This is a genomic window from Bacillus sp. FSL M7-0791, from assembly GCF_038627085.1.
In the GTDB taxonomy this organism is placed as follows: domain Bacteria; phylum Bacillota; class Bacilli; order Bacillales; family Bacillaceae; genus Bacillus; species Bacillus safensis.
Map to the genome: position 1 here is coordinate 1954519 of NZ_CP152022.1, position 23659 is coordinate 1978177.

The 23659-nt window shown below is 40.7% G+C and carries 30 protein-coding genes; 8 read left to right on the forward strand and 22 right to left on the reverse strand.

Annotation, left to right across the window (positions count from 1 at the left end; genetic code table 11):
- Window positions 1–64 precede the first annotated feature (64 nt).
- The 4 genes from MHI08_RS09855 to ilvA form a co-directional block, all read right to left on the reverse strand.
- Window positions 65–619 (reverse strand): SCO family protein, encoded by a 555-nt coding sequence (locus MHI08_RS09855; protein ID WP_232624221.1) that lies wholly within the window; start codon window positions 617–619, stop codon window positions 65–67.
- Between the two features lie 59 nt (window positions 620–678).
- Complete coding sequence (locus MHI08_RS09860; RefSeq protein ID WP_280149493.1) at window positions 679–1521, reverse strand: DegV family protein; 843 nt, start codon at window positions 1519–1521, stop codon at window positions 679–681.
- A gap of 187 nt (window positions 1522–1708) precedes the next feature.
- The gene (locus tag MHI08_RS09865; protein ID WP_172880718.1) at window positions 1709–1960 is read right to left on the reverse strand and encodes a YpmP family protein; all 252 of its coding nucleotides are present in this window, start codon (window positions 1958–1960) and stop codon (window positions 1709–1711) included.
- A gap of 36 nt (window positions 1961–1996) precedes the next feature.
- Complete coding sequence (gene ilvA / locus MHI08_RS09870; protein WP_025093104.1) at window positions 1997–3265, reverse strand: threonine ammonia-lyase IlvA; 1269 nt, start codon at window positions 3263–3265, stop codon at window positions 1997–1999.
- A gap of 181 nt (window positions 3266–3446) precedes the next feature.
- Between ilvA and MHI08_RS09875 the strand changes: the two genes are divergently transcribed.
- Window positions 3447–4415, forward strand: a complete 969-nt coding sequence (locus MHI08_RS09875; RefSeq protein ID WP_206533755.1) for a sigma 54-interacting transcriptional regulator — start codon at window positions 3447–3449, stop codon at window positions 4413–4415.
- 14 nt (window positions 4416–4429) lie between these two features.
- Window positions 4430–5068: a hemolysin III family protein gene (locus MHI08_RS09880; RefSeq protein ID WP_342499596.1), complete on the forward strand. Its 639-nt coding sequence runs from the start codon at window positions 4430–4432 to the stop codon at window positions 5066–5068.
- A 37-nt stretch (window positions 5069–5105) separates the two neighbouring features.
- On the opposite strand, the gene MHI08_RS09885 is transcribed toward MHI08_RS09880, so the two are convergent.
- The 12 genes from MHI08_RS09885 to MHI08_RS09940 form a co-directional block, all read right to left on the reverse strand.
- Window positions 5106–5729, reverse strand: coding sequence for a 1-acyl-sn-glycerol-3-phosphate acyltransferase (locus MHI08_RS09885; protein ID WP_268456441.1), 624 nt, complete (start codon window positions 5727–5729; stop codon window positions 5106–5108).
- 19 nt (window positions 5730–5748) lie between these two features.
- The gene (locus MHI08_RS09890) at window positions 5749–6234 is read right to left on the reverse strand and encodes a dihydrofolate reductase (protein WP_024422733.1); all 486 of its coding nucleotides are present in this window, start codon (window positions 6232–6234) and stop codon (window positions 5749–5751) included.
- On the reverse strand, window positions 6231–7025 hold the full coding sequence (locus MHI08_RS09895; protein WP_024422734.1) for a thymidylate synthase: 795 nt from the start codon (window positions 7023–7025) through the stop codon (window positions 6231–6233). The genes MHI08_RS09890 and MHI08_RS09895 overlap by 4 nt, the downstream gene beginning before the upstream one ends.
- Before the next feature lie 103 nt (window positions 7026–7128).
- Window positions 7129–7656: a phosphatidylglycerophosphatase A gene (locus MHI08_RS09900; protein ID WP_024428140.1), complete on the reverse strand. Its 528-nt coding sequence runs from the start codon at window positions 7654–7656 to the stop codon at window positions 7129–7131.
- Window positions 7657–7674: 18 nt separating this feature from the next.
- Entirely contained in the window at window positions 7675–8292 is a 618-nt protein-coding gene (locus MHI08_RS09905) for a YpjP family protein (protein WP_025093100.1), read from the reverse strand.
- A gap of 298 nt (window positions 8293–8590) precedes the next feature.
- Window positions 8591–9379: a class I SAM-dependent methyltransferase gene (locus MHI08_RS09910; RefSeq protein ID WP_041109546.1), complete on the reverse strand. Its 789-nt coding sequence runs from the start codon at window positions 9377–9379 to the stop codon at window positions 8591–8593.
- A 66-nt stretch (window positions 9380–9445) separates the two neighbouring features.
- The gene (locus MHI08_RS09915; protein WP_024422738.1) at window positions 9446–9880 is read right to left on the reverse strand and encodes a BrxA/BrxB family bacilliredoxin; all 435 of its coding nucleotides are present in this window, start codon (window positions 9878–9880) and stop codon (window positions 9446–9448) included.
- A gap of 81 nt (window positions 9881–9961) precedes the next feature.
- Complete coding sequence (ilvD, locus tag MHI08_RS09920; RefSeq protein ID WP_024422739.1) at window positions 9962–11638, reverse strand: dihydroxy-acid dehydratase; 1677 nt, start codon at window positions 11636–11638, stop codon at window positions 9962–9964.
- Window positions 11639–11945: 307 nt separating this feature from the next.
- Window positions 11946–13082: a conserved virulence factor C family protein gene (locus tag MHI08_RS09925; RefSeq protein ID WP_342491940.1), complete on the reverse strand. Its 1137-nt coding sequence runs from the start codon at window positions 13080–13082 to the stop codon at window positions 11946–11948.
- 30 nt (window positions 13083–13112) lie between these two features.
- Window positions 13113–13724 carry an HD domain-containing protein gene (locus MHI08_RS09930; protein ID WP_342491941.1) on the reverse strand — a complete coding sequence of 204 codons (612 nt, stop codon included), beginning with the start codon at window positions 13722–13724 and terminating at the stop codon, window positions 13113–13115.
- Between the two features lie 13 nt (window positions 13725–13737).
- Window positions 13738–14220, reverse strand: a complete 483-nt coding sequence (locus tag MHI08_RS09935) for a glutathione peroxidase (RefSeq protein ID WP_025093096.1) — start codon at window positions 14218–14220, stop codon at window positions 13738–13740.
- Window positions 14221–14294: 74 nt separating this feature from the next.
- Window positions 14295–15977 carry a formate--tetrahydrofolate ligase gene (locus tag MHI08_RS09940; RefSeq protein ID WP_342491942.1) on the reverse strand — a complete coding sequence of 561 codons (1683 nt, stop codon included), beginning with the start codon at window positions 15975–15977 and terminating at the stop codon, window positions 14295–14297.
- Between the two features lie 139 nt (window positions 15978–16116).
- On the opposite strand from MHI08_RS09940, the gene metA reads away from it, so the two are divergent.
- Together metA and MHI08_RS09950 are read left to right on the forward strand one after the other, a co-directional pair.
- Window positions 16117–17025 carry a homoserine O-succinyltransferase gene (gene metA, locus MHI08_RS09945; RefSeq protein WP_024428133.1) on the forward strand — a complete coding sequence of 303 codons (909 nt, stop codon included), beginning with the start codon at window positions 16117–16119 and terminating at the stop codon, window positions 17023–17025.
- Window positions 17026–17253: 228 nt separating this feature from the next.
- Window positions 17254–18405 carry a diglucosyl diacylglycerol synthase gene (locus MHI08_RS09950; protein ID WP_024422744.1) on the forward strand — a complete coding sequence of 384 codons (1152 nt, stop codon included), beginning with the start codon at window positions 17254–17256 and terminating at the stop codon, window positions 18403–18405.
- A gap of 32 nt (window positions 18406–18437) precedes the next feature.
- Here MHI08_RS09950 and MHI08_RS09955 read toward each other — a convergent pair whose 3' ends face one another.
- Window positions 18438–19139 (reverse strand): AIM24 family protein, encoded by a 702-nt coding sequence (locus MHI08_RS09955; protein ID WP_342499597.1) that lies wholly within the window; start codon window positions 19137–19139, stop codon window positions 18438–18440.
- Between the two features lie 262 nt (window positions 19140–19401).
- Here MHI08_RS09955 and cspD point away from each other — a divergent pair, with 262 nt between their 5' ends.
- Entirely contained in the window at window positions 19402–19602 is a 201-nt protein-coding gene (gene cspD, locus MHI08_RS09960; protein ID WP_024422747.1) for a cold-shock protein CspD, read from the forward strand.
- Between the two features lie 51 nt (window positions 19603–19653).
- On the opposite strand, the gene MHI08_RS09965 is transcribed toward cspD, so the two are convergent.
- The 3 genes from MHI08_RS09965 to MHI08_RS09975 form a co-directional block, all read right to left on the reverse strand.
- A complete protein-coding gene (locus MHI08_RS09965) occupies window positions 19654–19836 on the reverse strand; it encodes a hypothetical protein (protein ID WP_008346368.1) in 183 nt (60 codons plus the stop codon).
- Between the two features lie 172 nt (window positions 19837–20008).
- On the reverse strand, window positions 20009–20191 hold the full coding sequence (locus MHI08_RS09970; protein WP_024422748.1) for a zinc-finger domain-containing protein: 183 nt from the start codon (window positions 20189–20191) through the stop codon (window positions 20009–20011).
- 1 nt (window position 20192) lies between these two features.
- Window positions 20193–20864, reverse strand: coding sequence for a ribonuclease H family protein (locus MHI08_RS09975; protein WP_135032197.1), 672 nt, complete (start codon window positions 20862–20864; stop codon window positions 20193–20195).
- Window positions 20865–20958: 94 nt separating this feature from the next.
- Between MHI08_RS09975 and MHI08_RS09980 the strand changes: the two genes are divergently transcribed.
- The 3 genes from MHI08_RS09980 to MHI08_RS09990 are packed head-to-tail and all read left to right on the forward strand — an operon-like array spanning window position 20959 to window position 22213.
- The gene (locus MHI08_RS09980) at window positions 20959–21648 is read left to right on the forward strand and encodes a queuosine precursor transporter (protein ID WP_025093094.1); all 690 of its coding nucleotides are present in this window, start codon (window positions 20959–20961) and stop codon (window positions 21646–21648) included.
- Between the two features lies 1 nt (window position 21649).
- Window positions 21650–22045 carry a reverse transcriptase-like protein gene (locus MHI08_RS09985; RefSeq protein WP_025093093.1) on the forward strand — a complete coding sequence of 132 codons (396 nt, stop codon included), beginning with the start codon at window positions 21650–21652 and terminating at the stop codon, window positions 22043–22045.
- A 42-nt stretch (window positions 22046–22087) separates the two neighbouring features.
- On the forward strand, window positions 22088–22213 hold the full coding sequence (locus MHI08_RS09990) for a hypothetical protein (RefSeq protein WP_003215584.1): 126 nt from the start codon (window positions 22088–22090) through the stop codon (window positions 22211–22213).
- Between the two features lie 15 nt (window positions 22214–22228).
- Here the strand turns inward: MHI08_RS09990 and MHI08_RS09995 are convergent, their stop codons facing one another.
- Both MHI08_RS09995 and MHI08_RS10000 read right to left on the reverse strand, forming a co-directional pair.
- Window positions 22229–23116 (reverse strand): 5'-3' exonuclease, encoded by an 888-nt coding sequence (locus MHI08_RS09995; RefSeq protein ID WP_025093092.1) that lies wholly within the window; start codon window positions 23114–23116, stop codon window positions 22229–22231.
- Between the two features lie 277 nt (window positions 23117–23393).
- Window positions 23394–23657, reverse strand: a complete 264-nt coding sequence (locus MHI08_RS10000; protein WP_163115422.1) for a YpbS family protein — start codon at window positions 23655–23657, stop codon at window positions 23394–23396.
- Window positions 23658–23659: the final 2 nt, after the last annotated feature.

The following is a 23659-nucleotide window of genomic DNA, read 5'->3' on the forward strand; positions in this document are numbered from 1 at the left end:
GATGTCCCTCCTTTTTCTGATTAAAAAAGTGTATCATGTTTTCGCCCATTTGAACATCCTTATGCTAGCTTCGGTTCAGCGTTTTGATGTCCTTGATGATGTCATCATAAGGTGTGTTTTGCACCCCATCATAGTTTTTCATCACTTTCCCATCTTGATTGACAAGGAAAAACAGGGACTGATGAATCACTTGGTCTTCATCTTCAGGTTTTTTTACAATGGTTTTAAAACTTTTCATTGCGAATTTTTCAATTTCTGACTGTGAATACCCAGTGAGAAAATCCCAATTTTTAAAGGACAATGGATAAGCTTTTGCAAATTCCTTTAGCTTTTTAGGTGAATCGACCTCTGGGTCCACGCTAAAGGAAATGATATGCGCATCCAATTTTTCTTCTTTTAACCGTTTTTGCAGCTCTGTCATATGAGCAGTCATCGGCGGACAAATTGTTTCACAGCTTGTGAAAATAAAATCAGCGACCCATACTTTCCCCTTCAAATCATCCAATGACACCTTTTGGCCATCTTGGTTTTCAAACTCAAACGGCTCTATTTGATAATTTAAAGCATCCTTGATTTGTCCATTTGAACATGAGACTAAAAGAAGCACGCTTACCACCATAAGCGCACCAAGTAAGGCTCCCCTTTTTCTATACATGATATGTCCATCCCCTTTTTCTATCAATCGGTATAAAAAGTAAAGCCTATTGCGCCCTTTCCAGTATGACACGAAATAATCGGTGTTGTGTAGGCGATGTCAATCAGTGCTTCAGGTGTGTGATCAAGCAGCGCTTTTTTTAGCTTTTCAGCGAGTTCTAATGCATCTGCATGTGCGATCCCAATGGCTTGAACTGTTTTTCCCTTCACCGCCTGTACATACTGTTTTGTCAGATGGCGGACAAGCGCAGAGTAGCTTCTCACATTCGCTTCTGGCGTATATACCCCGTCTGTTAAGCTGGCAATAGGTTTGATGTGAAGAAGTGAGCCGATGAGCGCCTTTCCTCTTCCAATTCTGCCGCCTTTGACGAGATTTTCTAATGTATCGATCGTGACATATAGCTTTGTTTGATGACGGATTTTATCTAATTCTGTGATAATATCTTCGCGGCTTGCACCCTTTTTGGCTAGTTCTGCTGCTTTGATGACTTGAAATCCTAATCCATAGGAAATAAAATTCGAATCAATCACCGTGATATTTCCATCTACCATTTTCGAAGCGCTTTCAGCAGTTTGAACAGTACCACTCATTCCACCAGTTAAATGGATACTGATCACTTCGCTTCCATCTGCCGTCAGCCTTTCATATAATTCGACGAATTGACCGATCGCAGGTTGAGACGTTTTCGGCAGTTCCTCAGCGGCCTCCATTTTTTCAATAAATTCATCTGGCTGTATATTCACTCGGTCAATATAATCAACTCCAGAAATGGAGATATTGAGCGGAATCACGTGAATGGAAAGATCATTGATTTTTTCTTGCGGAAGGTCCACAGTTGAATCTGTTACAATTTTAATTTGTTTCACTATCGTCTCATCCTTGCTGTCTTAGTCTTTACTTATGATATTACCTTATTTCCTGCACACTTGAAAACAACTGACCTAACGTTTTTGAAATTGTCACATTTTCTTCTTGTCATGAAAAAAATCCTTGCCAAACTGAGCAGCTGCCATTTCAAAATGGCTGCTTCCCCCTTTTGACAAAGATTTCTGCTTACGCATTGTGTTTCAGTGTAGGCTCCTGATAGATCTGTTCATATGTGCTCCACTTGACGTTACGTTTCACATCCTCTCTGAAAGAGTACACAGCTCTCTTTCCTTTAGATACATAGACTTTTTTCAAGAAAGCTTCAAGTCTAAAGGTGAGCATGAAACGATACGCCTCATCTCCCTTTAGAACAGGGACTTCTGTTACCTTGATCTGAGCTCCATCCATCCGTCTAAAACATATTGTTTTGAGCAGCACAAACGATCAATCCTCTTTTCCAATTATCTGTTAAGCCTAAATAAATAGGTGGAATAAATCTTGATCTTTATTCACTTCAACATAGTGGAATCCTTTTTTATCCATCCGCTCAATCAGCGCTGCATAGTCATCTCTTTCTTTCAATTCGATGCCGACTAGCGCAGGACCTTTGCTTCGGTTATTCTTTTTCGTATATTCAAAGCGTGAGATATCATCATTTGGCCCTAACACTTCATCTAAAAATTCACGAAGCGCTCCTGCTCTTTGCGGAAAATTGACAATAAAGTAATGTTGAAGCCCTTCATAGATCATCGAGCGTTCTTTGATTTCCTGCATTCTGCCGATGTCATTATTTCCTCCACTGACAATACAGACAACATTTTTCCCTTTGATCTCCTCGCGATGGGCATCTAATGCTGCGATCGGCAATGCGCCAGCCGGTTCTGCTACAATCGCACATTGATTATACAGCTCTAAAATCGTTGTACATACTTTCCCTTCTGGTACAAGACTGATTTTATCGACAACAGACTGAAGCGATGTAAACGTCTTTTCGCCAATCCGCTGAACCGCTGCTCCGTCTACAAACTTATCAATCGAATCAAGTGTCACAACCTCGCCCTTCTCATGTGAGGCATGCAGTGAAGCTGCGCCAAGCGGTTCGACTGCAATGATTTCGGTTTCTGGTGAGATATTTTTGATATATGTACCAACACCAGATAACAGACCTCCACCTCCGACACTTGCAAATAAAAAGTGAGGCTCCACTTCGATATCATTTAAGATTTCGACAGCAGTCGTTCCTTGTCCTGCCATCACATCCAGATCATCAAACGGATGGATAAATTCGCGCTTCTCTTCATCTCCGCATTTTACGGCTTCATGATACGAATCATCAAACGTATCTCCGGTTAAGATAATTTCAACATATTCTTTTCCGAACAGCTCCACTTGTGATACTTTTTGCCTTGGCGTCGTAGCAGGCATAAAGATTTTCCCATGGATGCCTAAATATTTACAAGAATAGGCAACACCCTGCGCGTGATTTCCAGCACTTGCACAGACAATGCCATTTTCTAGTTTATCTTTTGGAAGCTGGCTCATTTTATTAAAAGCGCCTCTTAATTTAAAGGAACGAACTACTTGAAGATCCTCTCTTTTTAAGTAGACATTGCATTCATATCGTTCAGAAAGTCGCTCATTTTTTTGAAGTGGTGTATGAATGACTACATCCTTCAAATTTTGATGGGCTTTTAAGATGTCTTTCACTTGAATTAGCGTATTTTCTTTGAGCAACGGTTTCATGTACAAGATCCTTTCTCTTTAACCTTATTTAATTTGTCATTATAACATGAATATTCAAAAAATAAACCAATAGATCATCGATCCATCATAAATTTTATAAACTTTTTCGTTTTGCTGTACATTTGTTTTAATTGGGTGTTACAATTGAACCAATTAGAACCACAAAGAAAGGAATCACCCAATGGCCACTCAATCATTCGCATCTATCTATGGAGATCATCAAGATATCAAGCATGCAATTCATTTGGCAAAACAATTTTCGAAAAACGAACAGCCGGTCTTGATAACAGGAGACATCGGCACAGGCAAAACGCTATTCGCCCAAGAAATGGCGAACGTATCTGTTCCACACGCATCACTGACACACATGTATTGCCCCATCTTGAATGAAGAAACCTTACAGAAAGCCTTCACAGAAAAAAACAATCAAATTCTTTATTTAGATGAAATCGGTGCATTAAGTATTTCTATGCAGCACCAGGTCATTCACTTTCTAGAAACGTCACCTGCAACAAAAGTAATCGCTTCTTCGTCTTTATCAATAGAGGCACTCAGGGTTTCTTCTACCTTTTTACCCGAGCTGTTTTATCGTCTGAATGTTCTTCATTTGGCCCTTCCAGCTTTAGCCGAACGAAAAACAGATATTCCTGTGTTAACAAATGCTTTCTTTCAAAAGCTGAACATGGCACCTGATATTGATCCAAGTGTTTGGGAAGCCTTGCAGCAGTATCCATTTGAAGGAAATGTCCAAGAACTCAAAAATATTGTTCATTACGCTGCGTCCATACTCGAGGGCCACACGGTATTTTTACATCATTTACCGCCCTTTGTGTTAGCACCTCTTCCCTCAGCCGTGAAAGGTAAAAAGGAAGAACACCAGCTCACACTAATGGAAAAACAAGAGTTTGTTTTCTTGCTGGAAGCCATTAAATCTCTCAATGAAAAAGGAGAAGCAGCCAGCAGGCGCATCTTGTCTGAATTAAGCAAACAAGGAGACATCCCGCTGACCCCTCAGCAGGTGCGAAACCGCTTAGATGATCTTGAGAAAAAAGCATACGTGACGAAAGGAAAAGGCAGGGCCGGAACGAAGATTACACTTGAAGGTCTTTCATTCCTGAAGTCGCTTGATGGTTATATACCGGTTCAATAAAAGGAGGACATCCATTGTTTACTGTAAAAGAAGAAATTGCAAACGCCATTACACATGGCATTGGTGTTATTTTATCCATTCCAGCTATTGTGTTTCTCGTCTTATTCGCTGTTCAATACGGCACCGTCACAGACATTATCAGCTTTTCGATATTTGGTGCATCCATGCTGCTGCTCTATTTAAGCTCAACCCTGCTTCATAGCATTCGGCACCAAAAAACAAAAGATGTTTTTGAAATTCTCGACCACTCGGCTATTTATGTATTGATTGCTGGTACATATACACCCTTTTTACTTGGACCACTAAAAGGTGCACTGGGTTATACACTCCTTGCGATTGTATGGGCGCTTGCTGCTGGTGGGATTGTCTTTAAAATCTTTTTCGTCAAACGCTTTATTATCGTATCTACCCTTGTCTATTTATTAATGGGCTGGATGATCATCATTGCCATCAAACCGCTTTATATCCAATTAACAGGTGCAGGATTTGGCCTCTTACTGTTAGGCGGCATTTTATATTCGGTCGGAACCATCTTTTATATTTGGCGGAAAATCCCCTATCATCATGCGATTTGGCACAGCTTTGTTCTCGGCGGCAGCGCATCGATGTTCTTCTGCATTTTATTCTATTGTGTGAACGTTCCTGCTGCATGAAAAAAACCAGCATCCACTATTTGGATGCTGGTTTTTTCTATGCACGCTTTTGTGCGTAATCACTGATCATGACAGGAGCTTTAATATGAATATCAACATTAACAGGACGCAGTCTTTTCACGATCTTCCCAGTTAAAAGACGATCCGTTCCGCTCGTTTCAATCGGTACAAGCGGACAATCGTATTCTTCAGCAAGCGCCTCTGCAATGTGACGATATGCTTCTGAAAGCAAGATACTCTGCCCAGACATGATTCTTTCCTTTGCTTCTTCTAATAAGGCCTCATCCGTTTGATTCTGATGAATGACCGCCATTTTTTTGAGCCATTGTTTTAAAATCGGATACCGAAAGAGCTTCGGCTTTGCCATAAAAGCAAATGGCTTCTCAAGGTGGCCGATTAATAATGTCGTCGTGACTGGATTCAGCTCTTTTGTGACATAAATAACCGGGCCATCTGGCAGCTTCTTTTGCTGATGAATGGTCATGACTGATCCTGATTGATCAATACATCCCCGGGCAAATCTTTTTGCATACTCATGAATGAGATGCATTCGTTTCGTATAGGAAATGCGTGGATCCGTTAATTCATGATCGTACAAATGCCTCATACTTTTTAAAAAGGATACAACAACATAAATCGTTAAAAACCAATAACGAAACAACCGTACTCCTCCTACTCACTTATCCTTTTTTGTCATAGACGACAAATTCATAATTGTAGGGGTTCTTTTCGTCACGATGGCCTTTTTCGCGTGATACAATCGTCCATTCATCTTCATTGTAATACGGGAAATAGCGGTCTCCTTCAAACGCATGGTGAATGTGCGTGATATAGAGACGATCCGCATATGGCATCATTTCTTCATACAGCTTAGACCCGCCAATGATAAATAGCTCTGTCTCGCTTTCCGCAATTGCCAAAATGTCAGCAATTGAATGAACAACCTCGCATCCTTCTGCTTTAAAAGAAGAACTTGTGGTCAGCACAATGTTTCGGCGGTTAGGCAGCGCTCGTCCAATCGATTCAAAGGTTTTTCTGCCCATGACAATCGTATGACCGCCTGTGACTTTTTTAAAATACGCTAAATCTGCTGGTAAATGCCAAGGCATTTGATTATCTTGACCAATGACTCTGTCTTCTCCTGTCGCCACAATCATGGAAATCATACACTGACTTCTCCTTTAATATGCGGATGCGGATCATAGTTCTCAAGCACAAAATCATCAAAGGTAAAATCAAAAATGCTTTTTACATCTCTCGTAATACGAAGCGTAGGAAGCGTGCGTTCCTCGCGCTCTAGCTGCATTTTCACCTGTGGAAGATGATTTTGGTAAATATGAGCATCTCCGAGTGTATGAATAAACTCTCCTGGCTCAAGATTTGTGACTTTGGCAATCATCATCGTTAGAAGAGCATATGAAGCGATATTAAATGGCACGCCTAAAAAGATATCTGCCGATCTTTGATATAGCTGGCAGGAAAGCTTCCCGTTTGATACGTAAAATTGAAACAGACAATGACAAGGAGGCAGCGCCATTTGATCAATTTCCCCCGGGTTCCAAGCACTGACGATCAGTCGTCTTGAATTCGGGTTGTGCTCAATATCATGAATCAGCTTTGCGATCTGATCCACTGTCTCGCCGTCTCCGCTCGCCCATGATCTCCACTGTGCACCGTATACACGGCCCAGCTCTCCATTTTCATCTGCCCATTCGTTCCAAATCCGGACACCATTTTCTTGAAGATATTTGACATTTGTATCACCTTTTAAAAACCAAAGCAACTCATGAATGATTGATTTCAGGTGTAATTTCTTTGTGGTTAAAAGAGGAAACCCTTCCTGTAAATCAAATCTCATCTGGTAACCGAACGTGCTGATTGTACCTGTACCCGTTCTGTCACCTTTTTCATCCCCGTGCTGTAATACATGACGGCATAACTCTTTGTATTGTTTCATTTTTTTCATCCTTTATTTATGTTCTTGTTGTAGTTTACCTTATTTCAGCTTTTCTTGAAACCAAAAAAACATGCCTGCATGATGAGCAGACATGTTTTTCTTTTTATGCTTGATTCACTCGTTCCTGCTCTTCATCCTTAATATCTTGGTGTGAGTGAGCAATCCGGCTTGCAGCTGCTGCGGCAAGTGCAGCGACTAAGTCATCAAGGAAAGTATGCACTTCACCTGGACGGCCTTCATCTAATTCACGAATAATACCAAATTTCTCTTTATCTAAATAACCGAAGTTGGTCAAACCGATTGATCCATATACATTGACAATGGAAAGCGGAATAATCTCATCAATTCCATATAGCGGCTCATCTGTTTCGACTAAGTGCTGTAAAGGTTCTGGCAAAAGCTTTTTTTCTGCCAGCTGATCAAGGGCAAGTCCTGTTAAAACTGCATGGACAATTTCTCTTTTATTCAGCACTTTTTCAACATTTTCAATACAGACACTAAGTGGAAGGTTTGGATGATATTTTTCTTGGAGCTTCAGCACAATGTGTGCGATATCTTCAATTTTCACTCCGCGATCGTTTAACATTTGTTTTGTAATCTGCACCATTTCGTTCATTGTATATTTTTTCAATTGGCATGACATCTCCTTCTAGTGGCTCATCCAGCTCGGCGGGGTGTTTTTATCCCAGTAAATATTACCGAGTTCATGATGCGTCTGGAATCCATCTTCTGCTGTATGGTAATGAAAGTTAAACCAATATCCGCTGTGAGGCGGCTGATCTCTTCTGACATGAAAACGGAGCAAATCTTCTCCGGTCTTGCGGTTGTAAATGTGGAAGATTTTTTCGCCATTTCCGCTTGAAGGCTGATCAGTTATCACAACATCTTGAAATTTTTCGTCATCTTTGAAATTTGTTAAATAGTCGGTTAACACTTGTTCAATCTTCGGCTGAATTTCTTCTCTGTACTCGTCCTCAATGACAGGTGTGATTTTACGGCCAAATTTGAGAAAGGATTGATTTTCTGCACTTGACAGCACCTCTTGCTTATATTGCTCAAAGGGGTCTATCTGCTCTTTGCTTTCCTCTTGCGTTCGTTCCCAGCTGCGCAATTCATCTGATGTATCATAAACAGCTGTATAAGGCGTTTTATCAGATGAAGAAAGTTCAGAGGGCTTGTCTGTCATCAAAGCCGACGGAGGAGAGACTAAACCAAAAGTTGCAATCGTAAAGAGCACAACAAGCGTTTTTCTCATCCACATCTTCATGATATCTAATTCCTTCCATAAGTTATCATACTGCTATTCTAGCATATAATGAATTTTCAGTCATTCAATTTGGCCACCGATTTGAGACTTTCTTTTTTATAATAAAACGTTTACAATGGCAGTAAAGGCGACTAAAATTTGGGAGGAATGGGTATGCTTGAAGGTTTTTTTATTACGGCTTCCTTGCTGACATTATTTTATTTTGTCTATATGGAGATTACAGATTAAAAGCCCTGAATAAGGGCTTTTTTAGATGATTGACAAGTTATTAAAAAGAATTGTCTGCACACCTGAACCTTTAGCGAGGGCTTTTTTCTTTCTCAATATATCCATAATGAAATTGGGCGGTTTTTCGTTTTAAAACGTGAAATTGATAGGAGTCTGCTAGAAATCGGGTACTTTTCCAATGATCTTTTAAAACCACTCTTTTTCTCGCCACTCTCAGTGCTTCTTGGACGGCTGTTTCGTGGTCAAAGTGGTGCTCTGCCGCATGACGGAGCGGTGCGATACTTGCAGATTCTTGAATCGTCTCCTCAAACATCGGGTCAAAATAGACGACATCAAATGATTCATCAGAGAGCTTTTTTAGCTGCTCGATACTGTCTCCACTTACAACAGATATCCGCTTCATCGCTTCATCGGCCTCTCTTACCCCTGTCTCCCATGTGTTTAGTCCTTCTCGCACTAGCAATGCTGTCATCGGATTCTTTTCGATACCGACGACCCTTCCATCCGTACCTACTCGCAGGCTTGCTGTAATGGCATCTGATCCTAAGCCAAGCGTACAATCTAAAAAGGAATCGCCCGGCTGAAGCTGCGTGGCTTCGATTAAAGGATCCTTTTCTCCGCGCATGAGCCGCTTCACCCGGAACATCGCTGAGCTTGGATGGAAGAAGAACTTTTCACCATTTGGCTGATACCATTCGAATCTTTCTTTCCCCACAACAAGGACGTCTCCTCGTTTCATCGCAAGCTGCTTGACGGATTGTTTGCGCCTTTCTACATACTCACCATGTAAATCCTCTGCAAGGGCTTTTGCTGTTTCAATTGTTTGTTCATTTGCTCTAAAGCTTGTTGTGATAAGCATGCGGTTCCTCCATCATGATCAAGAAAAAATGCCCTGATTTGATCACAGGACATTTCAACATGTGTATTAGCAATGTTTTTCGAATGCAGATAAGACGTTGTTCATGATGTCTTCCATTTCATGACCTTCAATTTCGTCACGCGGAATAAAATGAACGAGTTCATTTCCTTTTAAAAGTGCCATAGATGGAGACGATGGCTCTTCGCCTGTGAAGTATTCTCTCATTTTTGCCGTTGCTTCCCTGTCCTGACCAGCAAAAACTGTGACAATTCGATCTGGTGTTTTTTCTGCCTTCATCACAGCTTGTGTAGCAGCTGGGCGTGCTAAGCCGGCAGCGCACCCGCATACAGAATTGACAACGACAAATGTCGTTCCTTCTGCTTCTTGCATCGTTTGTTCTACTTCTTCTTCCGTTGTTAGTTCTTGAAATCCTGCACTTGTCAGCTCTTGACGCATCGGTACAACGAGCTGGCGCATGTATTCTTCATATGCCATTGACATAAAAAAGCCCCCTCTATAATCCTTATGTTGTGAATAAAGGATACTATAGAGAGAGCCAATTTTCAAATGTTCGATATCAGATTAAATTTTCATGATTCCGCCTGTATTGGCTGATGTCACAAGTTTTGAATATCTAGCAAGATAACCCGTTTTTACTTTTGGCTCAAAGCCTTTCCAGTTTGCTTTTCTTCTTTCCCATTCTTCCTCAGGAACATCTACGCTTAAAATGCGCTGCTCGATATCGACAACGACATGGTCACCATTTTCAACAAAGGCAAGCGGGCCGCCCTCAGCTGCCTCTGGAGAGACGTGTCCAATAGACAATCCGCGAGAAGCGCCGGAAAAACGTCCGTCTGTAATTAAAGCAACCTTTGGTCCAAGTCCCATGCCGACGATTTGTGAAGTAGGTGCAAGCATTTCAGGCATGCCAGGTCCGCCTTTAGGTCCTTCGTAGCGAATGATGACAACATGTCCTGCTTCTACTTTTCTATTAATGATACCTTCAAGGGCTTCTTCCTGGGATTCAAATACGATCGCAGGCCCCTCGTGGCGTGTGATCCCGTCTTGTACCCCGCCCGTTTTAATGATGGCTCCATCTGGCGCAAGGTTTCCAAATAAAACGGCTAAGCCGCCTTTTTCAGTAAATGGCTTGTCAATTGGATAAATGACGTTATAATCTTTTACCTCATGCCCCGCAATGTTCTCGCCAAGCGTTTTCGCAGTGACGGTCATTGTATCTAAATGAAGAGCTCCTTCTTTTTTAGACAATTCATTTAGTGCCGCTGTAACGCCGCCTGCTTCATGTAAATCCTCAATATAAACGTCTGAAGCTGGAGCAAGTTTTGATAAATGAGGCACACGTTCTGCTACTTCATTGATACGTTCAAGTGAATATTCAACACCTGCTTCATTCGCAATCGCCAATGTGTGAAGAACGGTATTGGTTGAACCACCAAGTGCCATATCTAATGCAAATGCATTATCAATTGCTTTTTCAGTGACAATATCCCGTGGTTTAATATCTTTTTTGATGAGCTCCATGAGTTGTTTTGCAGACTTCTTCGCAAATTCTCTTCGCTCTGGTGATGTCGCCAAAATCGTTCCATTTCCAGGAAGAGCAATCCCGAGTGCTTCCGCTAAACAGTTCATTGAGTTAGCTGTAAACATACCTGAACAAGATCCGCAGGTTGGACAGCCAAACTGCTCTAATTCATTTAATTCCTCTTCATTGATTTTACCTGACTGGTATGCACCAACGCCTTCAAACACAGAAGAAAGAGAAATTTTTCTGCCATCACTTGTTCTACCCGCTTCCATCGGTCCCCCGCTCACAAAGACAGTCGGGATATTCACGCGCATCGCTGCCATCATCATTCCTGGTGTGATTTTATCGCAGTTAGGAATACAAACCATTCCATCAAACCAATGAGCAGATACAACGGTTTCCACAGAGTCAGCAATGATTTCACGGCTTGGCAATGAATATCTCATCCCGATATGACCCATGGCAATTCCATCATCGACGCCAATCGTATTGAATTCAAATGGAACCCCGCCAGCTTCACGAATGGCTTCTTTCACAATCTTCCCGAATTCCTGAAGATGGACATGTCCTGGGACAATATCAATATAGGAATTACATACGGCAATAAATGGCTTGCCGAAATCCTCATCCTTTACCCCCGCCGCTCTTAGTAAGCTTCGGTGAGGTGCTCTGTCGATTCCCTGTTTAATCATATTACTGCGTAGTTCTGCCATCTGTTTAAAAAGCCTCCTATACTACAAGTCTTGTTGACTGCATGATTTTGAGTTGATTTTATTTTACAAATTTTCTGTTTATTTAGCCACCTATGAATGACTGATGACTAACATGGCTGCTGAAGCAAGCGCTCAGCAAGGTTCGTGTCATAAAATCTGACCTCCAATATTCTATATTGGTACTACTATATAGAGTTTTTTCGCATATTTCAACAATATTCAAAATAATTTTTCTAAAAAAATTTTTCTGTCTATCGTTTTTAGAAAAACAAGCTGCTTTTCATTGGCAGCTTGTTCATCTTTCTCATCATTCTGATGCATTCTTTCTACTTTCTGTCATTTGTTTCCATACTGAACCTTTTGCTTCTTCTCCATGCTCAATGCGCTCAATCGCCATTTTCACTTGAAGACTGACTTCAAACTCAGGGTCTTGCTCTGCTTCTTTTAATGCTTCAAGTGCCGTTTCGTCCCCTTCTTCATAAAGGAACATAGCTGCACGCCAGCGTACAAGCTTACTCGGGTCCTTTAATGCTGCGATCATGGCTTCGATAGCACTTGGGTCACCAAGATCAGAAATACAGTCGCCAGCCGTTCTGCGGACCGTCACTGTTTTGTCTTCGAGCCCCTTATATAAAATAGGCAGAATGGCAGGATCTTCAATCATGCCAGCATTCACAACGGCTTGTCTGCGAATAGACGTTTTTGGATCCTCCATTGCTTTCATTAAAACAGGTATGTCCTTTAGCTCTGGCTGCATTTGCTCTAAATGGGCAAAACGTTTTTTCCAATCTTCCTCTTGCAGCATCTCTTCTGTTACATCATATGCCTTTCGGTTCACCTGTCTATCTACAGCTTCCTGACCTTCTTTAACCGCCTCTGTTAATCGGGCTAAACGCTCGTCATCATAGGCTGCTTGTAGCTCCTCTATGACTTCCTGACCGATATCAGCAAATTCTCCAAAACGAACGCCGTGTTCTTTCCACACACGTTCAAACACGACATTGTCTGAGCTGCTTCTAAGCTTTAAAATGGCTGCTTGAAAACGTTCAGGCATGCCAAACCGTTCTTCTCTTTCACCATCTGACAGTTTGACCTGCATTGGAATCCCATTAAACATTTGGACAAACACTTTCACTTCACCAAATGTGTCATCGCCTGACTGCGATCCTTCCTGAAGACCTTCTGTTTCTTGTCCAAAGGCTTCTCTGACCTGTTGTAAAATACCCTGCCAGTCAAACTTTGCATTTCGCTCAACCGCTAAGAAATCTGCAACATGATAAACCCCTTTTACACCTTCAATGCTTAAAATACGCTTGATCATTTCTGGTGCTTCGTCTTTTTGATCCTTTTTGTAGTTGTTGCTTTTACCGCCGGCAAGTGCTTCTGTCAAAATCACCTTCATGGTATTCGGACTTGGCGTTGGTTCTATTGCTGTTATTTTCATTGATATATCCTCCTTACACACATAAAGACCCTACTCATCTGTAAGGCCGCATTCTTCTTTCCACTTCTTGATAAATAAACTCATCAATTCATGCCGCTCATCAGCAAGCTGCTTTCCTGCATGAGTGTTCATCAAGTCTTTTAATTTGAGCAGTTTTTCTTCCATATGCTTTAGCACAGAGCCCTGCTGCGTGTCCTCTGTATAATGGGGCTCACCTGTAGCGCCAGCATACGTAAACACTCTAGCGATACCGCTTGCTCCTATCGCATCCAGCCTATCCGCATCTTGAACAATGGCCCCTTCTAACGTCATTGGCCTAAACTGCTTATGCCGATGACGAAAAGACATCGTTGTAATAATGTCCATGATATAGCGGATATCCCGCGTGTCCAATTGCCACAAAAGGAGCTGGTTCTCAAGCTGCTCCTTCGTAACCTTCCATTCACTTGACAGCTTTTCATCAATGACATCATGTACAATCGCCGCCATTTCGATGATAAAAAGAGAGCCGCCTTCCTGATTTGCAATACGAACGGCAAGCTGACGCACACGAGCAACATGAGCCGCATCGTGTCCAGTCGGTTCATTCTTCAGCCTGTCTGAAACAAAGGAGGCTGCTGCCTCCAATTGTTTTCGTTGCATGACTGTCACCATCTTATTTGTTAAGCAGAGCAATGATTGAGCTTTCTAATTCTTTTGGTGGTGTTTTCGGAGAGAATCGTTCAGTGACTTCTCCGTTTTGGTCCACGATAAATTTTGTGAAATTCCATTTCACTGTTTTTGTCCCAAGCACACCTTTCGCTTCACTTGTTAAATGTTTGAACAGCGGGTGCGCCTCTTCGCCATTGACATCTACTTTCGCAAACATAGGGAAGGTCACTCCATAATTCAAAGAACAGAACTCTTGAATGGCTTCTTCTCCTTCTGGCTCTTGGTTCATAAATTGGTTACACGGAAATCCTAAAATTTCAAGGCCCTTTTCATGATATTGATCATATAGCTCTTGTAATTGTTTAAATTGAGGAGTCAGTCCACATTTGCTTGCTGTGTTTACAATAATGAGCACTTTTCCTTTGTAATCTGCCATCGATTTTTCCTGACCGTTAATGGTCTTGACCTGAATATCATAAATTGACATCTCATAGCCTCCTAGGATTCACTTTTTCCTATCGTAACATGCTTCTTTTAGAAAATCGCTTTTTATGCTCCCGTTTAAAAGAGTCCTGTCACACTGCCGTCTTCTAATAAATCCATTTCGAGAGCCGCAGGTTTTTTAGGTAAGCCAGGCATTGTCAAAATGCTTCCAGTTAAAGCTACAATAAACCCTGCTCCTACAGATGGCTTTAACTCTCGAATCGTAATGGTAAAGCCTTTAGGTCTGCCGATTAAAGCTGGATCATCTGAAAGAGAATATTGTGTTTTTGCCATACAAACCGGCAAATGAGCCCAGCCGTTTTCCTCAATGGCAGCCAGCTGCTTTCTTGCTTTAGTTGTGAGCGTGACCCCATCTGCCCCGTAAACCACTTTGGCCACTTTAGATAACTTTTCTTCGATGGAATCGTTCTCTTCATACAAATAGGTAAAGTTGTTCTTTTTCTTTTCAATGAGTGCTGCTAGTTCCTCGGCAAGAGCTGTCCCGCCTTCTCCTCCTTCTTCCCATACATTCACGGCTTTGACTGGATGGCCATGTTTGCCGCACCAATCTTCTATCGCTTGAATCTCTTCTTTTGTATCCGTTATAAACCGGTTTACCGCCACAATATATGGAAGACCAAAAGCTTGCACGGTTTCAATATGCTTTTCTAAATTATGTATACCTTCTAATACGGCGTGTGCATTCTCTTCTTTGAGTTCGGTTTTCTTCATTCCGCCATGCATCTTTAATGCTCTCACTGTTGCGACAATGACAACTGCACTAGGTTTGAAATCACCAGCTCTTGTTTTAATGTGCAGGAACTTTTCTGCTCCAAGGTCTGCACCAAATCCAGCTTCTGTAACGACATAATCAGCTAATTTTGCTGCCATTTTGGTTGCAATTAAACTATTGCATCCATGTGCAATATTAGCAAAAGGACCTCCATGGACAAGGGCTGGGGTTCCTTCAATCGTTTGAACAAGGTTCGGTTTGAGTGCATCTTTTAAAAGTAGCGTCAGAACACCTTCATATCCAAGTGCTCCCACTGTGATTGGCTCGCCTTCTTGATTATAGGCAACAACAATAGAAGAAAGACGTTTTTTTAAGTCGTTTAAGTCTTCTGCTAAACAGAGGATCGCCATCATTTCGGAAGCCACTGTAATATCAAATCCGTCTTCTCTAGGATACCCATTTAACTGACCGCCAAGTCCGACAACGACCTGTCTTAAGGCACGATCGTTTAAATCAAGCACCCGCTTCCACACAATGCGCCGCGTGTCGATGCCGAGTTCATTTCCGTGATGGATATGGTTATCAATAAATGCAGATAAGGCATTATGTGCAGATGTAATGGCATGAAAATCCCCTGTGAAATGAAGATTGATTTCTTCCATTGGCAGCACCTGTGAATATCCTCCGCCCGCTGCTCCGCCTTTAATCCCCATTGTAGGACCTAATGATGGCTCACGCATCGCAATGATCGCTTTTTTGCCAATTTTTTCGAAGGCTTGACCAAGGCCGACAGTTACGGTGGATTTCCCCTCACCTGCTGGCGTAGGGTTAATCGAAGTGACAAGAATCACGTGTCCTTCTTTTTGTTTCTTTAAACGGTCAAAAATAGTCAAAGAAATTTTCGCTTTTGTGAAACCATAGCATTCTAATTCTTCGTCATGTATTTGCAGCTTTGCTGCGATGTCTTGAATCGGTCTCAGCTTAGCCTTTTGGGCAATGTCAATATCTGATAAATGCTTTGTGATCATAACAAAACGGCCTCCTTTTTTTACAGAAACAGCATTCTTTTTTGCTCTATTTTTCATTGTAACATAATTGAAACATTGAAATATCGCCAGAAAGTTCCTATAATGAAGTGAAATTAGCTTTGGTTCAGGGGGTGGCGAGTTGCCTATAAACATACCAGTTCATCTGCCGGCAAAACAAATACTAGAGAGCGAAAATATTTTCGTCATGGATGAGACAAGGGCATTCAAGCAAGATATCCGTCCTTTGAATATCGTGATCTTAAATTTAATGCCAAAAAAAATACAAACTGAAACGCAGCTGCTGAGAATGCTTGGAAATTCTCCTTTACAAGTGTACTTTACGTTTTTGATTCCAAGTACACATACACCGAAGAATACGTCGAGAGAGCATCTAGATGAATTTTATACGACCTTTGAATCGATTCGCCATAAAAAATTTGATGGAATGATCATCACTGGCGCACCAATTGAGCACTTACCTTTTGAAGAAGTCTCTTATTGGAAAGAGCTGCAGGACATTTTGGACTGGAGTAAAACCAATGTGACATCTACCCTTCATATTTGCTGGGGTGCACAGGCAGGTTTATATCACCATTACGGGATTGAAAAAATCAAGCTTCCTGAGAAAAAATTTGGCGTATTTGAGCATATTGTGAAAGAGAAAAAAGAAAGATTAGTCAGAGGTTTTGATGAAGTATACTATGTCCCACATTCTAGGCATACAGATATTAATACAGAACAATTAAAAAACACGCCGAATTTGAAAGTCTTGAGTATGTCTGAAGAAGCGGGTGTTTGTTTAATTGTTTCAGATGATGATAAACAAGTATTTTTAACTGGACATCCTGAATATGATACAGATACATTGATGCAGGAATATGAAAGAGATTTGTTGAAACATGATACAGTCCAAAAACCTGTCCACTATTTTATTGAAGATGGTGACACATTAATCCCAGTAAATCGCTGGAAAGCCCATGCAACCTTATTGTTTATGAATTGGCTTAATTATTATGTTTATCAAGAAACACCATACGTTTGGGAATAAAATAGACTGTGGTCTGATGATAAATCGTCAAAATGTGTTAAAATACAAATGGCTCTGTCTTCCATTATCAATTGAATCTGTTTGTTTTTTAAAATTAGTTTAATTCTTTCGTAACGAATGATATGCTCTAACTGTTTATATGTTATCTTTATGTATATGTAGACCTATGAGATTAATAGTTTTCGTACGAAGTTTTGTTGTTGTTGATTACATTTGAGGTGAATATTCTTGAATACCAATAAAAAAATATTAATCTTGACCGCAAATTATGGAAATGGACATATGCAGGTAGCAAAAACACTGTATGATGAATGCAAATCCCAAGGGTTTGAACATGTTGTAGTTTCTAATTTGTATCAAGAATCGAATCCCATTGTGTCAGAAGTGACTCAATATTTATACTTGAAGAGCTTTTCCATTGGGAAACAATTTTATCGCTTGTTTTATTACGGTGTAGATAAAATTTACAATAAACGCAAATTTAACATTTATTTAAAAATGGGAAATAAGCGTCTCGATGAATTAATTCAGTTACACAATCCGGACATCATCATTATTACATTCCCAATGATTGTGGTACCAGAATACCGAAACAAAACAGGTAAAGTGATTCCGACTTTTAATGTCATGACAGATTTTTGTCTCCATAAGATTTGGGTACATGAAAACATCGACCGATACTATGTTGCAACCGATTATGTGAAACAAAAATTAGTGGAAATCGGCACACATCCAAGCGATGTCAAGGTGACAGGTATTCCTATTAGACCACAGTTTGAAGCAGACGTGCCAAAATCGATGATCTATAAGAAATATGGATTATCATCAGATAAAAAAGTTCTTCTCATCATGGCCGGTGCTCACGGTGTACTAAAAAATGTGAAGGAATTATGTGAGGCGCTGCTTCTCGACAGTGAAGTACAAATTGTTGTTGTATGCGGAAAGAACGCCGCGCTGAAACAATCGCTTAGCGTTCTTGAACAAGCACACCCAGATCAATTGAAGGCGCTTGGATATGTGGAACAAATTGATGAATTGTTCAGAGTAACAGATTGTATGATTACAAAACCAGGCGGCATTACTTTAACAGAAGCAACTGCAATCGGTGTCCCGGTCATTCTTTACAAGCCTGTCCCTGGTCAAGAAAAGGAAAATGCTCTTTTCTTTGAGGATTATGGCGCTGCCATTGTCATTAACAGACATGAAGACATTTTAGAATCTGTGACCAACTTGCTTCAGGATGAAGAAAAATTAGAAACAATGAAACAAAACATGAAAAAACTGCACTTAAAACAATCTTCACAAACCATTCTGGAAGATATCGTCGAGCAGTCAGATCTCATCATGAATAACAAAACTTATGCTCGCGCATTATCATAAAAAGGTGTCCGTCAATGACGGACACCTTTTCTTCATCCTTGATTCCCATTTGTTGTGTATACTTCTTCAAACGGCTGAACGACAACAAAGCCGCTTCCGGTAAACTTCATTTGAATGGACTCTCCGCTTCCCCTGCCAATAAAAGTTTTAAAGGAAACATCTGTCACAAATTCAGTTTTTAAATCCCCTGACCACGCAACAGTCGCATTCGGATCTGTAAAAACTGAGTCACCCGGCTGAACAATGAGTGTCAGCGGCTCATAATGACTTGTGATTGCTACTAAGCCCGGCCCTTCTAATTTGACATTAAATAATCCACCTGCAAGCATGCCAGACACTTTTTTCATCAATTTGATATCCCAGCGGACAGATGGTTCAAACGCGAGCAGGTCGTTTCCATTCACAAAAATGGATTCTCCTTGAGCCAAACGAAGAATCGAGATTTTTTTACCTTGATCTGCCACATATAATTTCCCATCACCTGTCGCCTTCATTAGTGAGGTGCCTTCTCCTGAGAGCATTTTTTTGAACATTTTTGAGACGCCGTGCTCAAAAACACCTTCACGTTCAAATTTGATTTTCCCACGATAGGAAACCATAGAACCCGTTTTTGCCCAAATCGTGTCAGTCAAATTAATTTCTAAAAGTCTTGATGTTTCAAGTTCGAAGACACCTTCTCCTTTATCTTCTTGCTGCGTATTCTGAACAAATTCTTCAAGTGTATAACGATTCATGATTGCACCTCTTTCTGTATTTTTTTTATATACGGACAAGCTGCACGTGAGGTTCCGAAAAGAACGTTTTATATTTCATTGTTATTCACCAAAAAAACAAAAAAATCAAACATTCTGCTCAAAATTTGGCTCGCCTGCTTGACGCTTTACTTTTGATGGTGTATAGTGGAACCATCATTTAACAACTGCAAAGTCGTTAGGTGATGAAAATTTTTTTTAGTATGCCAAAAGGTGTGCTACAGTACTAGGAGGAAAAAGCAATATGCAAAACGGTAAAGTAAAATGGTTCAATAATGAAAAAGGTTTCGGCTTCATTGAAGTTGAAGGCGGAGACGATGTATTCGTTCACTTCACAGCTATCGAAGGTGACGGCTACAAGTCTTTAGAAGAAGGACAAGAAGTTTCTTTTGAAATCGTTGAAGGTAATCGTGGACCTCAAGCTGCAAACGTAACAAAACTTTAATCAACTAAATCAATGATGAAACGACAAAATAAAGAGAGGCTTATGCCTCTCTTATTTGATTTTCAGCTGAATTTCAATGGCTAAAATATTTTGCTTCAGTCGTTGTTCAATTTCAGAAATATCTTTTTCGAGAAAAGGTCTTCCCTTCTTTGCTACATCTACTAGCTGCTCTAGATCGCTGTATACCTCTTGAAATGTTCGATGTAATACCGTTTCGAAATCCTTATTATCCATGCCGGCCTTCCCCTTTTCCTCTATTATCCGTCACTTAGTCAAAAAGTAACTCAACCAAAACTTTCTATAGTTATATCGGCTCATTTTTCAGAATATGTTCTTTTTTTACACATTCTATCCGTTTTTTTTCATGAGCGGATGTTTGAGCAGGGAAAACCGGGGCGGCAGCGGCTTACTTTTTAAGCAGCGTCTGTCCGTATTCTTTTATTTTCTCTCCTACTGTGCATTGCTGAATACAAAAGGAATGGGCGTATTTTTTGCCATATTCCTTTCGGAAGTGCTTCTTAATCAAACAATCTGAACAATACGTGTCTTGGAGATCCGTCAATTCTTGTACTGCTGTTTTTTTATCCACATTATTCAGCTCCGTCTGCTTCTAATTTCAATTTACTTTCAATTGGAACGTCTGCAAGCATCTGCCTTGCAAGCTGATCCGCTTCTGCATTTTGTTTACGATCGATGACTTCATAGGTTGGCGTAAGCCTCAGCTCTTTTAAAGCCGATTCAATCCGGTCGAGCCATTTGTTATGTATATCATCATAACAAGGCCATTCTCCTTTTAATTGATTCATGACAACAAGTGAATCGCCTCTAATCGTGACAGAATTTCTGCTTGCTCCAAGGTCTTTTAATGCTTTGACTGCCTCAAATAAAGCCGCATACTCTGCTTCATTATTGGTGGTTCCTTTGAAGGGCTGATTTTTTCTCAAACGATAAGCATCTTCTCCGAGCTTATAGTAGACGACAACCCCAAGACCAGAGTCGCCTGTTTCTTTGTAAAAACTTGCATCAAAATAGACCTGAAGCTGATCAGGTTCAAGCTTTAGTTCTTCATTTAGCTTTTCAAGTTCTTTAATAGACCACATCGCCCCTTTTTCATCTTCAAATGATAGGAGGGACTGTGGTTCTTTTTTATCGATATGTTTGGCTAAAATCAAGGCCTCTTTTAGCTCCATCCAATCTTCTTGGAAAAAAGCAATGGACCCAATCGATTTCACTTTCATTGTATAGTGTGCTCTTAATTTCATTGATCACATCGCCTTCCCGTGCTTTTAAGGTAAACATACGTTATGCTATAATCAAAAAGTTACATTTTACAATGAGAAAGGAAGTTCATGTCATTTGTTTAATGAAGGTATTTGGATCTTATTTGCGATCATTAATTTTATCATTGTTCTTCTATTTTATAAAGGATTTGGCAAGATGGGCCTTTTCGTCTGGATTGGCTTTGCGACGGTTGCTGCAAATTTACAAGTGGTCAAAACCGTTGAATTGTTTGGCTTAACGGCAACACTTGGAAACATTTTATACGGCAGTGTATTCTTTGCAACGGACGTATTGAATGAAAAATATGGACAAAATGAAGCGAGAAAAGCTGTCTGGATTGGCTTTGCCACCCTTTTAACGCTAACCGTTGTCATGCAAGAGGCTTTACTTTTCCATCCCGCTCCATCTGACATTTCTCAAACATCGCTGGAAACCATATTTGGCTTTATGCCAAGGGTCGCACTTGGCAGTCTTGCTGCTTATATCATCAGTCAAATGTTAGATGTTTATGTATATTCGTTTATTCGCCGGATATTTCCTTCTGATGGTGCGCTCTGGGTGCGCAACGCTGGAAGTACGATGATCAGCCAGCTGCTTGATACACTGATCTTCACAACCATTGCCTTTCTTGGCACCTATCCATTTCATGTATGGATCGAAATCTTCATCACGACTTATGTGATTAAATTTATCGTCGCCGCGATTGCGACACCATACGCGTATGCAGCGAAAAGAATGGTTCCACTTGATGAAAGGGGGAAATAAATTGCCAGCTGAAATATACATTGATGGTGCTAGCGCAGGTAATCCGGGTCCTTCTGGCATCGGCGTTTTCATTAAATATGATGGAAAGGCAGAATCTTTCTCGATTCCTCTTGGATCAATGAGCAATCACGAAGCAGAATTTACCGCTCTCATTGAAGGGATGAAAATCTGCGTAGAAAAAGGACTGCGATCCGTTTCGTTTCGAACAGATTCACAGGTAGTTGACCGTGCGGCCAATGCAGGATTTGCTAAAAATCCAGCCTTTCAGCATTTTATAAAAGAGATGATCGAGCTTCAAAGCCAGTTTGATTTATTTTTCATTAAGTGGATTCCAAGCAAGGAAAATCAAGTAGCTGATCAGCTCGCTAGAAAAGCGATTCACCTTTCTAAAGGATGAATCGCTTTTTTTCGGTTATGCTAATGTATGAGGTGATACTGATTGGATAAAGAAAATAAAGGTCGTGTCACAAATGGGACAACCCCTCAAGGTGATGCGCAAACAAAAGATAAGCAGCCACTATCTCAGCTCGAAAATAGAGCGAAGAAAAGCAATACAAAAAGATGAACCTTAGAGATCGGCTTAGCTGATCTCTATTTTACTTAATCGATTCACCATCGGTTCAATCCCTTTGATTTGATGGTATCGCAGCATGGCAGCAGCCCGTTCTTGATTGATGTTCACCTTCGTCTCATCAATTGGACAGCTCAGCGGGACATCACATTTGATCTCTGCCAATAGACGAGAAAGCTTCAAATCTTCTAATCCTGCTTGCATTTTCTTTTGCTGGGCAGCCGTTAGTTCATGAACATTTTCTAATAATCCGTCAATGGTTTGATATGTTTGAATAAATTTTAATGCTGTTTTTTCTCCGATTCCTTTGACGCCTGGATAATTGTCACTTGAATCCCCCATAAGTGCTTTCATATCGATCAGCGCCTTTGGAGAGATACCCATTTCCTCTTCAAATAAGGCTTTTGTATAATGTTTATAGTTCCCGATTCCTTTTTGCATTAGAGCAACCGTCACTTGTTCATTCAATATCTGCAGCAAATCTCTGTCCCCAGTTAGGACAGTCACACGTGCTTCATTCTGATAGAGTGCCGCCAGCGTGCCGATACAATCATCTGCCTCAAAGCCCTTTATACCAACGTTTACAATTCCTAGTTCCTCTGTCGCTTCCTTTGCTAAATCGAATTGCGGAATGAGCTCGACAGGTGCCTCTCCTCGATTTGCTTTATAATCTTGAAACAATTCATTTCGGTATGTTTGGCTTCCCATATCCCAGCAACAAACAATATGAGTTGGCTCAAATGTCTGAACAGCAGTTAATAAATGCTTCAAATAGCCATTTACTCCATTCGTCGGGACGCCGTGATCATTTATCATAAAATTTCGATGGACAGCCGTTGCATAAAACGATCTGAACAGAAGCGCCATGCCATCAACAAGCAATACGTGTTTATTCATTCTTATAAACTCCCTTTTCAAAACAATACTCCTATTCTATCATAGAACATCGAATTCGACATAAAAAAGGCGCCTTCTTCTTTTGGAAAAGAAGTGGCACCCGGGGGATTACTTTTGACCGTATTGCATTTTTTTCGATTCTGCTTCTGCGTAGGACGGCATCTCTTTTTGTTTAGGGTGACGCTCATCCTGCTTTTTTGCATGCTGCTTTTTTTCCATCATCATTCCCCTTTCTCGGTTCACTTGTTAAGATGACCCAAAAAGAGAAAGTTACTCTTTACTTCTGTTTTCGTTCGACATACTCCCTGACCATATCAATCGTGACATGCTTACGCAGCGGAACAATTCCGCCTCGTGCAAGCTCATTCATCTTCGTAGTAATTTCATTGATCTCGTCAGTTGTAAATGGTTCGTTTTGCTCACACTTCAAAACAGCAGTCTCTATTGCCTGCTCTCTTTTCTGCTCAAGCGCAAGAAACGATTTGATATGAGCATTCTGTTTTTGTGAATGTGCGGAAATTTCTTCGTGTACGCTCGTCATTT